This is a genomic window from Cryobacterium tagatosivorans, assembly GCF_004402215.1.
Taxonomy (GTDB): Bacteria; Actinomycetota; Actinomycetes; order Actinomycetales; family Microbacteriaceae; genus Cryobacterium; species Cryobacterium tagatosivorans.
The window spans coordinates 14901-30801 of record NZ_SOEZ01000075.1; the positions used below are offsets into that span (position 1 = coordinate 14901).

General features: G+C 71.1%; 14 protein-coding genes. 8 read left to right on the forward strand and 6 right to left on the reverse strand.

Features of this window, described 5'->3' with window-relative positions; all coding sequences use genetic code 11:
* Positions 1–58: 58 nt before the first annotated feature.
* Positions 59–1546, reverse strand: a complete 1488-nt coding sequence (locus E3O23_RS15305) for a helix-turn-helix transcriptional regulator (RefSeq protein WP_134492484.1) — start codon at positions 1544–1546, stop codon at positions 59–61.
* Between the two features lie 214 nt (positions 1547–1760).
* Here E3O23_RS15305 and aceB point away from each other — a divergent pair, with 214 nt between their 5' ends.
* Both aceB and E3O23_RS15315 read left to right on the forward strand, forming a co-directional pair.
* Positions 1761–3428 carry a malate synthase A gene (gene aceB / locus E3O23_RS15310; protein ID WP_134492486.1) on the forward strand — a complete coding sequence of 556 codons (1668 nt, stop codon included), beginning with the start codon at positions 1761–1763 and terminating at the stop codon, positions 3426–3428.
* 91 nt (positions 3429–3519) lie between these two features.
* Positions 3520–4050 carry a GNAT family N-acetyltransferase gene (locus E3O23_RS15315; RefSeq protein ID WP_134492488.1) on the forward strand — a complete coding sequence of 177 codons (531 nt, stop codon included), beginning with the start codon at positions 3520–3522 and terminating at the stop codon, positions 4048–4050.
* Here E3O23_RS15315 and E3O23_RS15320 read toward each other — a convergent pair.
* Positions 4047–5492 (reverse strand): cryptochrome/photolyase family protein, encoded by a 1446-nt coding sequence (locus tag E3O23_RS15320; RefSeq protein WP_134492490.1) that lies wholly within the window; start codon positions 5490–5492, stop codon positions 4047–4049. The genes E3O23_RS15315 and E3O23_RS15320 overlap by 4 nt on opposite strands.
* Positions 5493–5703: 211 nt before the next feature.
* On the opposite strand from E3O23_RS15320, the gene E3O23_RS15325 reads away from it, so the two are divergent.
* From E3O23_RS15325 to E3O23_RS15340, 4 genes are all read left to right on the forward strand, one after another.
* On the forward strand, positions 5704–6258 hold the full coding sequence (locus E3O23_RS15325) for an alternate-type signal peptide domain-containing protein (protein ID WP_134492492.1): 555 nt from the start codon (positions 5704–5706) through the stop codon (positions 6256–6258).
* Positions 6259–6351: 93 nt separating this feature from the next.
* Positions 6352–8094: an RICIN domain-containing protein gene (locus E3O23_RS15330; RefSeq protein WP_134492494.1), complete on the forward strand. Its 1743-nt coding sequence runs from the start codon at positions 6352–6354 to the stop codon at positions 8092–8094.
* Positions 8095–8097: 3 nt separating this feature from the next.
* A complete protein-coding gene (locus E3O23_RS15335) occupies positions 8098–8826 on the forward strand; it encodes a hypothetical protein (protein ID WP_134492496.1) in 729 nt (242 codons plus the stop codon).
* Positions 8823–9434 (forward strand): signal peptidase I, encoded by a 612-nt coding sequence (locus tag E3O23_RS15340; RefSeq protein WP_134492498.1) that lies wholly within the window; start codon positions 8823–8825, stop codon positions 9432–9434. Before E3O23_RS15335 ends, E3O23_RS15340 begins: the two co-directional genes overlap by 4 nt.
* A 113-nt stretch (positions 9435–9547) precedes the next feature.
* On the opposite strand, the gene E3O23_RS15345 is transcribed toward E3O23_RS15340, so the two are convergent.
* Genes E3O23_RS15345 through E3O23_RS15360 form a run of 4 tightly spaced genes read right to left on the reverse strand, consistent with a single transcriptional unit; the run spans position 9548 to position 13462 of the window.
* Entirely contained in the window at positions 9548–10537 is a 990-nt protein-coding gene (locus tag E3O23_RS15345; protein WP_241983502.1) for an NADP-dependent oxidoreductase, read from the reverse strand.
* A 34-nt stretch (positions 10538–10571) separates the two neighbouring features.
* Positions 10572–11216: a YqaJ viral recombinase family protein gene (locus E3O23_RS15350; RefSeq protein ID WP_134492500.1), complete on the reverse strand. Its 645-nt coding sequence runs from the start codon at positions 11214–11216 to the stop codon at positions 10572–10574.
* Between the two features lie 33 nt (positions 11217–11249).
* On the reverse strand, positions 11250–11921 hold the full coding sequence (locus E3O23_RS15355; RefSeq protein WP_134492502.1) for an ABC transporter ATP-binding protein: 672 nt from the start codon (positions 11919–11921) through the stop codon (positions 11250–11252).
* Between the two features lie 56 nt (positions 11922–11977).
* A complete protein-coding gene (locus tag E3O23_RS15360; protein ID WP_338145313.1) occupies positions 11978–13462 on the reverse strand; it encodes an ABC transporter permease in 1485 nt (494 codons plus the stop codon).
* Between the two features lie 144 nt (positions 13463–13606).
* Here E3O23_RS15360 and E3O23_RS15365 point away from each other — a divergent pair, with 144 nt between their 5' ends.
* Both E3O23_RS15365 and E3O23_RS15370 read left to right on the forward strand, forming a co-directional pair.
* Positions 13607–14350, forward strand: a complete 744-nt coding sequence (locus tag E3O23_RS15365) for a response regulator transcription factor (protein WP_134492504.1) — start codon at positions 13607–13609, stop codon at positions 14348–14350.
* Positions 14350–15870: a sensor histidine kinase gene (locus tag E3O23_RS15370; RefSeq protein WP_134492506.1), complete on the forward strand. Its 1521-nt coding sequence runs from the start codon at positions 14350–14352 to the stop codon at positions 15868–15870. Before E3O23_RS15365 ends, E3O23_RS15370 begins: the two co-directional genes overlap by 1 nt.
* Positions 15871–15901 lie beyond the last annotated feature (31 nt).

Sequence of the window (15901 nt, forward strand, 5' to 3'; positions counted from 1 at the left end):
TCGGTGGCGGTGCTGCCACGCGTTCATCCTGCCACCACGCGGCAGGCTTCCGCCGGGTTTACCGGGGAGAGTGCGATTCCAGGAACTCGTAGACCTCGGTCTGGTCCACTCCCGGGAAGGTGCCGGTGGGCAGCGCGGCGAGCAGGCTCGTCGGCGTGCGCGCGGCCGGCCAGGACTGCCCGGACCACTTCTCGGCGAGGTTGGAGGGCGCGCGGCGGCAGCAGGTCTCATCCGGGCAGAGCGACACCGCGCGGTTGGTGGTCTCGCGCCCGCGGAACCACTTGACGTGCGAGAACGGCACGCCGACGCTGACCGAATACTCGCCCTCCTTCGCCTTCTCGATCCGGGAGGTGCACCAGAAGGTGCCGCTCGGGGTGTCCGTGTACTGGTACCAGGGACTGAACCGGTCCTCGACCTCGAACACGGTCCTGGCCGTCCAGTTGCGGCAGACGGTCGTGCCTTCGATCGCCCCGAGCGCGTCGCTCGGGAAGCGCACCGCGTCATTCTCGTAGGCCTTGATGATCGTGCCCGATTCGTGCACCTTCATGAAGTGCACGGGGATGCCGAGCCTCGCCGTCGCGAGGTTGGTGAAACGGTGCGCGGCCGTCTCGTAGGACACGGCAAAGGCGTCCCGGAGGTCCTCCATCGAGATGCGCCGCAGGTTCTTCGCCTCGGTGAGCAGCTTCACCGTGTCCTTCTCCGGGAGCAGGATGGCGGCGGTCAGGTAGTTGGTCTCCACCCGCTGGCGGAGAAATTCGGCATAACTTCCGGGCTCGTCGTGCCCGCAGAGGAGGCTGGCGAAGGCCTGGAGGATCGGCGAGCGGGAGTCCCTGGACGCCGACTGCTTGGTCGGCAGGTAGATCCGCCCGTTCCGCTTGTCGGTCACCGAGCGGGTGGAATGCGGCAGGTCGCCCACGTAGTGCAGGGAATAGCCTAGGTGGGTAGCCATGTCGGCAACCACCTGGTGGGAGACCGGGCCGCCCGTGTGGCCGACCGCGGCCAGCAGGTCGACGGCCTGCGCTTCCAGCTCGGGGAAGTAGTTGTCGCGCGAACGCATCGTCGCCCGGAGCTCGGCGTTGGCGCGCCTGGCCTCTTCGGGAGTCGCGGCCCGTTCCCGGTGCAGCCGCTCGATTTCGTTGTGCAGGGTCAGCAGGGTCTGCAACGTTTCGTCGCTCTGACCCTTGCTGACACGGATGCGCGGCAGCCCGAGGGCGGTGAAGACCGGTCCGCGCTGGGCCCGTTCGACCGCGATTTCCAGCGCGGCCCGCTCCGACGGCGCATCCGTCCTGAGCAGTTCGTCCACGGTCGTTTCGAGCGCGGTGGCAATCGTGCGCAGCATCGACAGCCGCGGTTCCCGCTTCCCGTTCTCGATCATCGACACCTGGGACGGCGCCCGGTCGATGGCCGTCGCGAGCGCGTCGAGCGTCATCTTGCGAGCCGTGCGGAGGTCACGGATGCGCCGGCCCAGCGTGAGGGCGTCGAGCTCCGCCTCCTCGGCGGGATCCGCGGGGAAGGTGGGAGAGGGGATGCGATCTGCGATGACCATGCTTCATGGTCACACGAGCCGAATAGTTCTGGCAAACAGAAGAAACACATTTCTTCTGCGGATCATTCCGGGTCGGTGGGGGTGCGCGGGCTCCAGAGTGGGATCAAGCCACCGCAACGACGCATAACGACGCATACCGAGGCACCCAGCTCAGCGGCACCCAGCTGCGCGGCACCCAGCTCAACGGACCCACTACCTGTCAAGGAGAAAGACCATGAACACCTCACCCCGGTCAACGATCGAACGCCCGCAGCGCACCACGACGAACACCGGCAGCTTCGCGACCATCCGCCCGCACCTCGAGATCACCGGCGACCTCGGTCCCCGCTACGACGAGATCCTCACCCCGGAGGCGCTCGAGTTCATCGCCGAACTGCACGACCGCTTCGCCGGCACCCGCCACGACCTGCTCGCCGCCCGGCTGCAGACGCGCGTCGACGCCGCGAACGGCCGGGACCCCCGCTTCCTCAGTGAGACGGCGCACATCCGCCGCGACCCGAACTGGACCGTCGCCGGCGCCGGCCCCGGGCTCGAAGACCGCCGCGTCGAGATCACCGGACCCACCGACCGCAAGATGGCGATCAACGCCCTGAACTCCGGCGCCAAGGTCTGGCTGGCCGACCAGGAGGATGCCACGAGCCCCACCTGGGCCAACGTCATCGAGGGCCAGCTCACCCTGTTCGACGCCGTGCGCGGGCAGCTCAGCTTCACCAGCCCCGAGGGCAAGGAATACACGGTCACCGCCGAGGCGACCCCCACGATCGTGATGCGTCCCCGCGGCTGGCACCTGGTCGAGAAGAACCTCACCTTCGTCGACCGCGCCAACCGCCGGATGGCGGCGTCCGGCAGCCTCGTCGACTTCGGCCTGTACATCTTCCACAACGCCCGCAAGCTGATCGGCTCCGGCTCCGGCCCGTACTTCTACCTGCCGAAGCTCGAGAGCCACCGCGAGGCGCGTCTCTGGAACGACATCTTCAGCCACGCCGAGGACCACCTGAACATCGGGCACGGCACGATCCGAGCGACCGTGCTGATCGAGACGATCCAGGCGGCGTTCGAGATGGAGGAGATCCTCTACGAACTGCGGGACCACTGCGCCGGACTCAACGCCGGCCGCTGGGACTACATCTTCAGCATCATCAAGACGTTCCGCGCCCGCGGACGCCGGTTCGTCTTCCCTGACCGCAAGCAGATCACCATGACCGTGCCGTTCATGCGGGCGTACACGGAACTGCTGGTGTCCACCTGCCACCAGCGCGGGGCGTATGCCATCGGCGGAATGAGCGCCTTCATCCCGAACCGGCGCGACCCGGCGGTCACCGCCCAGGCCCTCGAACAGGTTTCCGCGGACAAGCGCCGCGAGGCCACCGACGGCTTCGACGGCACCTGGGTCGCACACCCGGACCTCATCCCGACCGCCCGGGCGGAGTTCGACCGGGTGCTCGGCGACCGGCCGAACCAGCTCGAGCGCACGCGTGACGAGGTCGTCGTGACGGCCGCGCAGCTGCTCGACGTGGAATCCATCGGCGGCCAGATCAGCGAGGCCGGCGTGCGCGGCAACGTCATCATCGCGCTGCGCTACATCGAATCCTGGCTGCGTGGAGTCGGCGCGGCCGCGATCGATAACCTGATGGAGGACGCGGCCACGGCCGAGATCTCCCGCTCGCAGATCTGGCAGTGGATCCACGACAACTCGGTCACCGCCGAGGGGCGCCGGATCGACCGCCCCTGGGTCGAGGAGCTGGTGGCCGAGGTGTTCGCCGGACTCGAGCGCACGCCGGGCGACCGCTTCGACGATGCCCTCGAGGTGTTCCGCACCGCCGCGCTGGAGCCGGAGTTCCCGACCTTCCTGACGGTCGGCGCCTACGCCCGCTTCCTCTGACCCGGCTCGTCCGCTCCGCACCCCCTGTCCCGGATTCGGGACAGGGGGTGCGGCGCGCGGCGGGGCGGTTCGTGCTGGGTAGGCTGGCGGGATGACCGTGACGATCCGGGCGGCGGGGGAGGCGGATGCCGCGGGGCTGGCCGATCTGGCCGCCGTGACCTTCCCCCTCGCCTGCCCGCCGCACACCACGGCCGCGGCCATCGCCGAGTTCCTGCGGGACGTGCTCTCCGAAGGCAACTTCGACGCGTACCTCGCCGATCCCGACCGGGTCGTCCTCGTCGCCGAAGCCGGGGGAGCGCTGGTCGGCTACACGATGCTCGTGTTCGGGGAGCCGACCGATGCGGATGCGCATTCCGCCGTCGGCATTCGCCCGACCGTGGAGCTGAGCAAGTTCTACCTGCGCGCCGAGGCGCATGGCGGAGGCGCCGCCGCGACCCTGATGGGGGCGACCCTGGACGCGGCCCGCGGGCGTGGGGCCGCCGGCGTGTGGCTCGGCGTGAACCAGCTCAACGCGCGCGCCCTCCGTTTCTACGAGAAGCACGGCTTCCGGGTCGTGGGGCGGAAGCGTTTCCTCGTCGGCGGTGAGTACGAAAACGACTTCGTGCTGGAGCGCGCGGTCTAGCCTCGAGGGTCCGCGTCCGCCGTGGCGGCCGCCTTCGTCCTCTTCACCTGGTCGTAGGCGGCCAGGGCCGCCCGCCTCGTGTCGCCGAGGTCGACGATCGGCGCCGGGTAGGCATCCGTGCCCCACTCCGGCACGTTGGCGCGGATGTACTCGCCCTGCGGGTCGAATTTCGCCGCCTGCAGATCCGGGTTGAACACCCGGAAGTAGGGCGCGGCGTCGGCGCCGGAGCCCGCGACCCACTGCCAGTTGAACGGGTTGCTCGCCGGGTCGGCGTCGACGAGGGTGTCCCAGAACCAGCGTTCGCCCTCGCGCCAGTCGATCAGCAGGTTCTTGGTGAGGAAGGAGGCGACGACCATGCGCACCCGGTTGTGCATGCTTCCAGTGCGCCACAGCTCCCGCATGCCCGCGTCGACGAGCGGGAACCCGGTGCGCCCCTGCTGCCAGGCCCGGAGGGCGCGATCGTCCAGGGGTGGCCAGGGGAAGGCGTCGAACTCTCGCCGGATGTTGACCGAGGCCAGCTCCGGCGCGTGGAAGAGCGTGTGGTAGCAGAACTCCCGCCAACCCAGCTCGGTGAGGAACCGGGTCGCGCTCGCCGCGGCGCGGCCGGTGGCCCCGGCCCTGGCCGCATCGGCCGCGTGCCAGACCTGGTACGGGCTGATCTCGCCCCAGCGCAGGTGCGGCGCCAGGCGTGAGGTCGCGGGCTCCGCCGGCAGGTCGCGCGCGTCGGCGTAGTCGTCGAGGGCGTCCCGCAGGAACGTGTCGAGCAAGGCGCGCGCGGATGCCTCGCCCGGCTCCCACTCCGAGCGCAGGCCGGCCGCCCAGTCCGGCCGCGTCGGCTCGAGCGCCCAGTCCGCCAGCCCGTCGGACGCCATCGCCCCGCCCCAGCCGGGGATTTTCCGCGGCGCCGGGTACGGCATCCGCGGCGGGGGCCCGGAGGTGCAGGCCCGCCAGAACGGCGTGAACACCGAGTACGGCCGGTCCTGGCCGGTGCGGATCGTCCACGGCTCGAACAGAAGCGAGCCGGCGAAGCTCTCGGTCTCGACGCCGCCGGCGCGCAGGCCCGCCTTGATGCGGGTGTCCACCTCGCGTTCGGCCGCACCGTAGCGCCGGTTCCAGAACACCGCGCCGGCACCGACGGACGCGGTGAGTGCGGTGATCACCGACTCGGCGGGACCGCTGCGCAGGATCAGGCGGGCGCCCAGCCCCTCCAACGAGGCCGCGAGCGAGAGGAGACTCCGATGCAGCCACCAGAGGGACGCCCCGCCGAGTGCGCGGAAGCCGGGCGACTCCTCGTCGAGCACGAAGACGCCCACGATGGGGCGGCCGCGCTGGATCGCTGCGTGGAGGGCCGGGTTGTCGCCGACCCGGAGGTCGTCACGGAACCAGATGACGGAGGGAGCGTCGGCGCTTCCGCCCGGCAGCGCGGCCTGGGGATGTGGCATCCGTGTCCTCCTTGTCGGCTTCCAGTCTGGACCATGGGCGGTTAACGGCCCCGTCGCGACCGGGCAAAGGGCGCCCCGGAAAGGGGGCAGGGCGTGCCTCTCTCTGGGGGTGGAGCAGGGACAGACGAATCTGTCTGTCCCATCTAGGGTTCTTACGCACAGCTCACCCACCCTGCAGCCCACGGCATCCACATGTCGCGAAAGGAAGTCCATGAACAAGCTCCTCGTAGGTGCGATTGCCGGCGCTGCCGGCGTGGCCCTCCTTCTCGGCGGCGCCGGCACGTTCGCGCTCTGGAACGATTCCGCAGCCGTGGCCGGCGGAACGATCGTCGCCGGCAGCCTCGACGTCACCCCGACCGTGGCGGCCGGCTCCTGGACCGTCAACGGAGTTGCCCAGGGGACCCTCAGCGGTTTCAAGGCCGTCCCCGGCGACGTGCTCGCCTACACGAAGACGATGAATGTCACGGCGTCCGGCGACAACCTCCTGGCCACGCTGACCCTCGACCCGGCTTCGATCAGCCCGACGGTGGCCCTCGACGCGGAAGACCTGGCGCTGACCAGCTACCTCACCAGCACCGCCACGATCGCCGCCACGGCAACCGGGGCCGGCATCTCCGGCACCTCCCCGTCCTACTCCGTCAACGCGGGGACCTCGGTGGTGACGGTGACCGTCACCCTCACCTTCCCCAGCGGCGCCGGCAATGACGCCCAGCTCGGATCCGTCAAGCTCAACGATCTCAATGTGACGCTGAACCAGACCTCCTAGCCAGGGCCCGTGTACCCGCCGACCCGACGGCGGGCACACCCCTGTGTCCAGCACCACCTCTCGTCTCTCGCCTCGCGGAAGGGGATGTCGCGAATGCCGGAAACACCGCTGGCCGGGATCCTCTCGATCCGGTCGATGTTCACGTCCATCGTGTCGTTCTCCGCCGTCATCTGCCTGGCCGTGGCCCTGGCCGGCGGCACCTACGCGCTGCTCAGCTCGAGCGCGTCCACCGCATCGGCGGCGACGATCACCTCCGGAACGGCTGCCCTCACGGTATCTCCCGTCGCCATGTCGACGACCCCGCTGTACCCGGGCCTGACGACGTTCGGCACGGCGACGGTCACCAACGCGGGCGACGTCCCGCTCTTCCTGCGGGTAACGGGCCTCACCTCGCCCACCGCGTCGACCGCCTTCTCCCAGGCGCTCACCATCGGCGCGGGAATCGCCGCGTCACCAGCCGCCTGCCTGGCCGGCAGCGTCACGCCGACGTGGACCGGAACCTTCGCGGCAGCCACGCGTGCGGCCCTCGGAGCATCGGTCGCCGCCCATGGCTCCGCCATCCTCTGCGTATCCCTGGGCCTGCCGGCGACCGCGCCCGTCGTCAGCCAGGGCCAGGCGGCCGCGAACTTCGGGCTCCTGCTCGACGGCTTCGCGGCCGGGAGCTGGACCGCCCTGACCGTCGGCGCCACGGCATCCGCTTCGTCGGGAGCCATCGGAATCAGCCAGGCCGGATTCGCCCAGCTGGCGGTCGCGTACTCGCCCGCCCAGCCGGCCGTGACCCGGGCGATCACCGTGACGAACACGGGAACGATCCCGGCGGGCTACACGCTTGCGCTGGGGGCGCTCTCGCCGACCACGCTCGCCACCACGGCCCTCGTCAAGACCTGGCCGGTCGCCTCGGCCGGCGCTGCGGACTGCGGCGCGTCGACGACGCCCCCGGTGATGCCCGGCTGGAACTGGACCACGCTCCCCCCGCTGACCGGCACGCTCGCCGCCTCGGCCTCGGCGTTCTACTGCGTGCGGACGTCGCTCACCGCCGCCCAGGCCGCGGCCACCGATGGCCGCGCGATGGTCGCGACCCTCGCGCTGAGCTCGACCGTCGGCAGCTGGTCGGCCGCCGTCTCGGCAACCGTCGCCCAGGGCGTCCTCGACACGACCGCCCCGAGCGTGCCGGCCGCGCCCAGCGCGTCGGCCACAACCGACGCCCAGACCACGATCGCCTGGGCGCCGTCGACCGATGTCGGCGGAACGAAGGACTACGACGTCTACCGCGACGGCGTCCTCGTCCAGGCGGCCACCTCGAGCCCGTACACCGACACCGGGCTCAGCGTCGGCAAGGCCTACAGCTACACCGTGCTGGCCCGCGACCTGCCCGGCAATGTCTCCGTCGCCTCTGCGCCGGTCACCGTGACCACCCTTGGGCTGGATTCCAGCAAGTGGTACCGGGTCGTCAACCCGGCCGGCGGCCTGTGCGTCGCGGCCCCGACCACGGCCGTGACCGTCCAGCTCTGCACCGGCGGCACGAACCAGGCGTGGAAATTCGCCGTGAGCGGGTCGAACTACAAGTCCGTCTCGCGCTCCGCGCCGACGTCCGTCTGGGACACCTCGCTCGGCGGAAGCGGAAAGGGACCGGTCACGCTCGCGACGGATGCCGGCGGCGCCACCCAGCAGTGGCAGGTCGTCTCGCTGGGAACCGGAAGCGGAACCTTCCACCTCCTCAACGCCAAGAGCAGCGACTGCCTCGACACGACCACCGCGGCCGCGGGCACCCAGCTCCAGGTGAAGACCTGCAGCGCCGCGGCCTCGCAGACCTTCACCTTCACGGCGGTGCCCTGACCGATGACGCCCACCCGGATGACGCGGCGGCTCCGAGGGGTGTCGCTCGTCTGCGCCATCACGGCGGCCCTGGTCGCAGGTGGGACCGTGCCGGGCGGGGCGGCCGAACGCGCAGCCGCGGCGCCGGCGGACGTGCTCTTCAGCACCGACGGCATCCACTTCTCCGCCGCCCTCGCCGGCGGCCTCTTCGACGACCTGGGGATGCTCGTGCCGGGGCTGTCGGCTTCGACCGATCTCTGGATCAGGAACCCGACCGGGGTTCCGGCCGCCCTGCGCGTCAGCGCGCGCGACGTGACCACGAGCTCCCGCGCGCTCGCCGACGGGGTGATGATGTCGGCCTGGGATTCGGGGACGGACGCGTCGAGGTCGTCCGTGCTGGGCGCGCTGTCGCAATGCCAGGTCCTGGTGCCCTCGCAATCGCTTGCCGCGGGGGCCACGATCAAGATGGTCCTGACCTTCACCATGGCCGACCTGCCCGACAGCGCCGGGCAGAGGGGGAGCGCGGGCCTCGGGTTGATGGTCGCCCTGCGCGACGCGGAAGCCGGCCCGTTTCCGCCGTCCGCGTGTGAGGATGATGGCGTGCTCATCGAGTCGGACCAGGGTCCCGGCGGCTCCCTGCCGACGCTCGAGGCCGACTTGACCGGCCCGCTCCTCCTCGCGGGCGGCCTCCTGGTCGGCGCCGGGGTGTTTTTCGTCGTCGGCCGACGCAGGCGCGAGCGGGACGGGTCATGAGCGGCACCGAGAACGAAAACACCGTCCCGCCGCCCACCGAAGCGCGGCCGGCCCGGGGACTCTGGCACTCCATCGGCCTCGCCCTGAGCGGGGCGCTCCTGCTGCTCGTCATCGCCCTGGCCGTACTGCTCATCGTCGTTCCGAAGGCGACGGGAGGCCAGCCGCTCACCGTCCTGACCAGCTCGATGGAGCCGCGCCTTCCGCCGGGCACGCTCATCGTCGTGCGGCCGGTGGACCCGAGCGACCTCAGGATCGGCGACGTCGTGACCTACCAGATCCGGTCCGGGCAACCCGGCGTGATCACCCACCGGGTCATCGCCATCGCCTCCGCGTCGACCGGCGGCCGCACGTTCACCCTCAAGGGGGACAACAACAGCGACCCGGATGCCGAGCAGGTGCGCGAAGAGCAGGTCCGGGGGCGCCTGTGGTATTCCGTCCCGCTGATCGGCTACCTGAACAACGTCATCGGCGGCGCGAACCGGGCCTGGGTCGTCCCGGGCGCGGCCGTGCTGCTCCTCGCCTATGCCGGCTACATGATCGCCGGGGGTGTGGTCGGCGCGGTGAAGAATAGGCGCAGTCCCGGGAACCCGGACCGGGGTCGTCTCTGACAGGACGCGCGGGCGGTGCGCCGCTACGCGGGCTATGCGCCACCCGCGCAGCGGCGCGCCGCCCGCGCAGCTCCAGATCGCCGGGGGACCAGTTTGCTCAGTGTCCGAGCCGGCTAAGCCCCCGGCGAAACGCGCAGCACGATCTTGCCGCGGGTGTGACCCTGCTCGAGCAGCCGGTGCGCGTCCGGACCCTCAGCGAGGTCGAACACCCGGTCGACGTGCACGCGCACGGCCCCGTCGTCGATCAGCTCGGTGACCAGATCCAGGGTGCGGGCGTCGGGGGCGACCTTGTAGTGGGTCGCGCGGACGCCCGCGGCCTGGGCCTCGGCCGCCACGGTCGGCCAGCTCCCGGTCGGCGCGTTCACCAGGAGGCCGTCCGGACGCAGCACGCCGAGCGACCGGCTCCCGGTCTGGTCGTGCACGTTGCCGATCAGGTCGATCACCGTGTCGACCTCCGACACGTGCTCCTCGAAACGCTGCGTCGTGTAGTCGATGACCTCGTCGGCGCCCAGTTCGCCGAGGAAGTCGAGGTTGCGGGTGGAGCCGGTGGCAATCACGTGGGCCCCGAAGGCCCTGGCGAACTGCACCGCGAAGTGACCGACGCCGCCGCTGCCGGCGTGGATGAGCATCCGTTGGCCCGGAGCGGCGGCGGCCACGTCGACGACCATGCCCCAGGCGGTCAGCGCGGCGAGCGGCACGGCCGCGGCCTCGATGTGGCTGAGGCCGGCGGGCTTGCGGGTGACGCTCAGGCTCGAGACGGGCACGTACTCGGCGTAGGTTCCCGGGGTGCGGGGCACTCGCGCCATGCCGTAGACCTCGTCGCCGGGCTGGAGGGGGAACGTCTCATAGGGCGCCCGCACCACGACGCCGCTGAAGTCGTTGCCGAGGATCGCCGGGTAGGCGGCAATGGCGGCCGCGGCGCCCGTCCCGGCCCGGGTCTTGGCGTCGATCGGGTTGATCCCGGCCGCGAGGACGCGCACGAGGAGCTCGTCGCTGACGGCGACCGGGATCGGCACCTCCGCGAGCCGAAGCTCGTCGGCGTCGCCGGTTCGGTCGATCACGAGGGCGCGCATGGTGGTCGGCAGGTCGGTGGCAGGTCCCATGCCCCCAGTCTGCTCCATCGCGGGGGGTGGCGTCCTACCGAGTGGCCTGGCGGTTGAGGATGCCGATCAGGTCGTTGGCGAAGCCGACCAGGATCGCGATCTGGTCCTCGTCGCGCTTGATCCAGCGGCACTCCGGCTCCGCGCTGACGGGCACGAAGTCGAGATGCTGCTCCCAGACGAGGAGCGTGCGCTCGGCGCCGAGCACGTACTGCTGCCACCAGACCTGGCGGAGGTACGAGCGCGGGATGCTGCGCCAGGGCTTGCTCGTGGTCTTGATCTCCGCGAGCTGGAGCATTCCGTCCGCGGAGTGTCCGACCCCGTCCGGCGTGGCGAGGTGCCGGGTCTGGCCGGCCGCGTGGAAGAGATTCGTGCTGGGTTCGATGCCGTGGTTGCGCAGCACCCAGGCGGCGATCTCGGGTTCCCGGGCGCGTCCGTGGTCGGTGAACGTGTTGCCGCTGAAGCCGGTGCCGTGCGTCTTGTCCCTGGCGGCGTTACGCACGGATGCCGGGGTCGCGAGCTTGGCGGCATCCGTCGCCGTGATGCCCTGGCTGCGCGCCCGCAGCCAGGCCACCCGGTCGGTCGAATCGGCCACGATGCGGGAGAGATGAGGGGCGAGGAGGGGCCCGCGGGGTGACGGCGGCTCGGCCTCGTCGAAGAGGGAGAGCACCTGGACCGTCACCCCCCTATTCTGCCCGCTCCCCGCGGGCGCGGGCTACGCGACCTCCCGCACGACCCCATCCCGGATCTGCAGGCGACGCTGGGCGCGGGCCGCCACGGCCGTGTCGTGCGTCACCACGACGAGGGTGAGTCCCTGCGCGCGCCAGAGGCCCTCGAGCAGGTCCATGATCTCGTCGCGGGTGTCCTCGTCGAGGTTCCCGGTCGGCTCGTCGGCGAGGAGCACGGTCGGGTTCTTGACCAGTGCCCGCGCGATGGCCACGCGCTGCTGCTGGCCTCCCGACAGCTCGGCGGGCAAGTGGGTGAGCCGGTCGCCGAGCCCCACGGAGGCCAGGGCGGCGGCCGCGCGCTCCCGGCGTTCGGAGGCGGTCACCCCGAGCGGCGCGAGCGCGGTTTCGACGTTCTCCTGCGCGCTCAGGGTGGGGATCAGGTTGAAGCCCTGGAAGACGAAACCGATCTCCTTCGCCCGGATGTCGCCGAGCTTGCGGTCGCCGAGCCTCGACAGGTTCGCGAGCCCCAGCTCGACCGTGCCGTCCGTGGGCCGGTCGAGCGCGCCGAGCATCTGCAGCAGGGTGGACTTGCCCCCGCCTGTCGGACCCTGGATGGCGACCAGCTGGCCGTCGGGAATCGTCAGGCTGACGCCGTCCAGCGCGGTGACGGTGCGCCCGCCCTGCTGGTATTTCTTGGTGACGTTGGTCAATTCGTACATGGAGTTCTCCTTGTGCTGGTGTGTGAACGGGTGTGCATGCGAGGCGCGGGAGCCTGTCAGGCGAGGCTGCGGAGGGCCTCGGCCGGGCGCAGTCGGGAGGCGCGCCAGCCGCCGATCGCCCCGGCGAGCAGGCCGCCGAGCACGGCCAGGCCGGCGGCGAGCAGGATGACCGACACGGTGACCGGCGCGGTGAGCGCGATATCGACCGGAGCCTGGACCTGCGCGGCCTGGCCGAAGCCGGCGCCGGGTCCGCCGGGGCTCGCCGCCTGCGCCGAGGCTGTCGCGCCCGCGCTCAACGTCGGCGCGACGAGGTTGACCAGGAGGATGCCGACCAGGCCGATGGCGATTCCGGCCGCCCCGCCGAGCAGGCCCTGCACGAGCGACTCGCCCGCCACCTGGCGGACGATCCGGCCGTTGGACCAGCCGATCGCCTTGAGCGTGCCGAACTCCCGGGTGCGGCGGGTGACCCCCGAGATCGTGAACAGGATCGCGATCAGGAACGCGGCCCCGAGGACGATCAGCGACAACCAGAGGCCCAGGTTCGAGGCCAGGTCGGATGCCGTGGCCAGCGAACCGGACACGCTGGAGGCCAGCTCGGCCTGGGTCTTCACCGTCGTGTCGGGGAGCGCGGCTTCGATATCGGCCTGCACCTGGGCGATGTCGGTGGACGACGCTGCCTGGACGTAGATGTCGGAGACCTGGCCGGCCAGGCCGGAGAGGGCCTGCGCCACGTCGATGGGGATGTACGCGTTGGCGGCTGTCGCGGCATCCGCCGAGGCTGAGGTCACGAGGCCGACGATGGCGAAGTCGGTGCCGGCGATGGCGAGGGTTTCGCCGACGGCGAGCGTCGCCGTGGTCGCGTAGGCGGCGTCGAGCACGACGACGTTCGCGCCGGCATCCGCGCTGCCCAGCGTGCGACCGTCGGTGAGCGTCATCGCCGACAGCGGCCCGACGGCCGTGTCTGCCGGGTCGAGGCCCAGCACGGTGAAGGAGTCGACGTTGAAGGAGCTGCCGCCCGCGCCATCCGGACCGCCCTCCGGTGGTGCCTCGCCCGCGGCGGGCGGTCCGATGGTCCGGTCCGGCAGCGCGCCGTCGAAGGTGGTGTTGGTGAGGGAGAGGGTGGCCGCGGCGGCCGTCACGTTGTCCACCTCCCCGACGGTGGCGAGGTCTGTGGCGGCGAACGTGCTCGTTCCCCGGTTGGCTTCGAGCCGGGTGCGGCTGACCGACGTCGTGCCGTCAGCCGTCGTCCCGTCGGCCGCGTCGAAGTCGAAGCGCTGCGGCCCGGCATCCTCGCCCTCGCCCGGAGCGGCGGGCGTCTGGTTCACGGTGATGTCCGTGCCGACGCCGTAGACGGATGCGAGCACGTTCGCCTGGGCGAGACGGACCCCGCTCGAGACGGAGTTGACGATGATGACGAGCGCGATGGCGAGGGCCATGCCGATCGCGACGATAGCGGTCTGCTTTCGGCGGCCGGCGAGTTCCGGCGCAGGTAGGTCGTAAACATGGATCTCCAGTTCCGGAGCCGAGCTCGTCCCGACCACCGGGATCGAAGCTAGGAGCGCCGGCTATCGCGGCTCTGTGGCGCGGCTATCAATCGGCTGTGCGTCGGCGGCGACCGCGGCTCACAGCGCGGACGTGGGGTTCACCAAGCTGATTCATAGAAAACTCTGGATACTTGGAGAATCATGACGATGCCCGCGAAGAACCCGTCCCACGGACCGCGCCTGCATAAAGCCGACGGCAGCCCGATCCGGGTGCTCGTGGTCGACGACGAGCCGATGCTGACCGACTTGCTCTCGATGGCGCTCCGGTACGAGGGCTGGGAGGTGCGCACCGCGGGGGAGGGACGCCAGGCGCTCACCATCGCGCGGGAGTTCCGGCCCGACGCCATCGTGCTCGACATCATGCTCCCGGACATCGACGGGCTGCAGGTGCTGCAGCGGGTGCGGGCGGACGGGCACGAAACCCCCGTGCTGTTCCTGACCGCGAAGGATGCCCTCTCCGACCGCATCGCCGGCCTGACCGCCGGGGGCGACGACTACGTCACCAAGCCGTTCAGTCTCGAGGAGGTCGTGGCCCGCCTGCGCGGGCTCATCCGCCGGTCCACCCTCGCCGTGGCCGACTCCAGCGACCCGCGGATCACCGTCGGCGACCTCTCGCTCGACGAAGACAGCTACGAGGTGTTCCGCGCCGGCGAGCCGATCGAGCTGACCGCCACCGAATTCGAGCTGCTTCGCTTCCTCATGCGCAACCCCAGGCGGGTGCTGAGCAAGGCGCAGATCCTGGACCGGGTGTGGAGCTACGACTTCGGCGGCCGGTCATCCGTCGTCGAAATCTACATTTCCTACCTGCGCAAGAAGATCGACGCCGGCCGCGAACCGATGATCCACACCGTCCGCGGCGCCGGCTACATGCTGAAGACCGCCTGATGGCGCAGCGCAAGCCGCGAACCGGCGAGCCGCGCGGGCGGGCGCCCTGGACCCTGCGCCGCCGACTCGTGCTGGCCGTCGTCGGGCTCCTCGCGCTGGTCAGCCTGGCCATCGGGCTGGTGAGCGTCGTGATTCTCCGGGCGTCCCTGCTCGACGGCCTCGACGTGCGCCTGGCCTCGGCGGCCGACCGGTCGAGCGCCGTCCTCGGCGGAGACGGCGACAGCGACAGCGATGGAGAACACCCTCGGCCCACCCCCTCGGCCGACGTCATCCTGGGCGGCCCGGCGCAGCCGCCCGGCACCCTCGCGCTCGTCTTCGACGGCACCACGATCACGGCCGGTTACACCAACGACGAGAGCGGCGAGATCGAGTCGCTGTCGGCCGAGCAGGTCAAGCTCCTCGGCCGGCACCTCGACCAGACGGCGCCGGTCACCATCGATCTCGGCGGAGAACTCGGGGACTACCGGGTCGTCTCGCAGACGAGCCGGACCGGCACGCTGTACATCGTCGGCTACCCGCTTTCCGCGGTGAACGACACCGCCGCACAGCTGGCGCTGATCATCGGCGTGGTCTCGCTCATCGGCCTGCTCGTCGTCGCGGTCGTGGCGGCCTGGATCGTGCGGCTGGCCCTCCGTCCGCTCGACCGGGTGACCGACACGGCGGCGAGGGTGGCCGAGCTGCCGCTGGACCGGGGCGCCGTCACCCTCGTCGACCGGGTGCCCGCCGCCGACACCGACCCGCGCACCGAGGTCGGCCGGGTCGGCTCCGCGCTCAACCGGATGCTCGACCACGTCGACCTCGCACTGGAAACGCGTCACGCCAGCGAGAGCAAGGTGCGCCAGTTCGTCGCGGATGCCAGCCACGAACTGCGCACGCCGCTGGCCTCCATCCGCGGGTACGCGGAGCTCACCCGCCGTGGCGGCCAGGAACTCCCGGCGGACGCCATCCGCTCGCTGGACCGGATCGAGTCGGAGGCGATCCGGATGACCGGCCTGGTCGAAGACCTGCTCCTGCTGGCCCGGCTGGACGAGGGCCGGGAACTCGAACGGGAACCGGTGGACCTCACCCGCATGCTCGTCGACGTGGTCAGCGACGCGCACGCGGCCGGGCCGGAGCACGTCTGGAACCTTGACCTCCCGGAGGAGCCGATCGAGATCACCGGCGACGCGAGCCGGCTGCACCAGGTCTTCGCGAACCTGCTGGCCAACGCCCGCGTGCACACGCCTCCCGGCACGAGCGTCACGACCGCGCTCGCCGCCGAGGGAGACCGGGCCGTCGTGACGGTGACCGATGACGGCCCCGGCATCCCGGAGATCCTGCGGTCGACGCTGTTCGAGCGGTTCGCGCGCGGCGACAGCTCACGTTTCCGGGGGACCGGCAGCACCGGGCTGGGGCTGGCCATCGCCCGGGCCGTCGTCACCGCGCACCGCGGCGAGATCACCGTCGAGAGCCGTGAGGGGTTCACCCGGTTCCGGGTGGCGCTTCCCCTCGGCCAGGGCCAGGGCGCCGCCGACAACTGAGTTGCGGAGAAACACCCTTCCCCGCGCCAAC

Coding starts and splice junctions, on each gene's coding strand:
- E3O23_RS15315 (WP_134492488.1), top strand. CDS start 3,520: ATGACCGTGACGATCCGGGCGGCGGGGGAGGCGGATGCCGCGGGGCTG.
- E3O23_RS15320 (WP_134492490.1), bottom strand. CDS start 5,492: ATGCCACATCCCCAGGCCGCGCTGCCGGGCGGAAGCGCCGACGCTCCC.
- E3O23_RS15340 (WP_134492498.1), top strand. CDS start 8,823: ATGAGCGGCACCGAGAACGAAAACACCGTCCCGCCGCCCACCGAAGCG.
- E3O23_RS15365 (WP_134492504.1), top strand. CDS start 13,607: ATGACGATGCCCGCGAAGAACCCGTCCCACGGACCGCGCCTGCATAAA.
- E3O23_RS15335 (WP_134492496.1), top strand. CDS start 8,098: ATGACGCCCACCCGGATGACGCGGCGGCTCCGAGGGGTGTCGCTCGTC.
- aceB (WP_134492486.1), top strand. CDS start 1,761: ATGAACACCTCACCCCGGTCAACGATCGAACGCCCGCAGCGCACCACG.
- E3O23_RS15370 (WP_134492506.1), top strand. CDS start 14,350: ATGGCGCAGCGCAAGCCGCGAACCGGCGAGCCGCGCGGGCGGGCGCCC.
- E3O23_RS15355 (WP_134492502.1), bottom strand. CDS start 11,921: ATGTACGAATTGACCAACGTCACCAAGAAATACCAGCAGGGCGGGCGC.
- E3O23_RS15325 (WP_134492492.1), top strand. CDS start 5,704: ATGAACAAGCTCCTCGTAGGTGCGATTGCCGGCGCTGCCGGCGTGGCC.
- E3O23_RS15345 (WP_241983502.1), bottom strand. CDS start 10,537: ATGGGACCTGCCACCGACCTGCCGACCACCATGCGCGCCCTCGTGATC.
- E3O23_RS15330 (WP_134492494.1), top strand. CDS start 6,352: ATGCCGGAAACACCGCTGGCCGGGATCCTCTCGATCCGGTCGATGTTC.
- E3O23_RS15305 (WP_134492484.1), bottom strand. CDS start 1,546: ATGGTCATCGCAGATCGCATCCCCTCTCCCACCTTCCCCGCGGATCCC.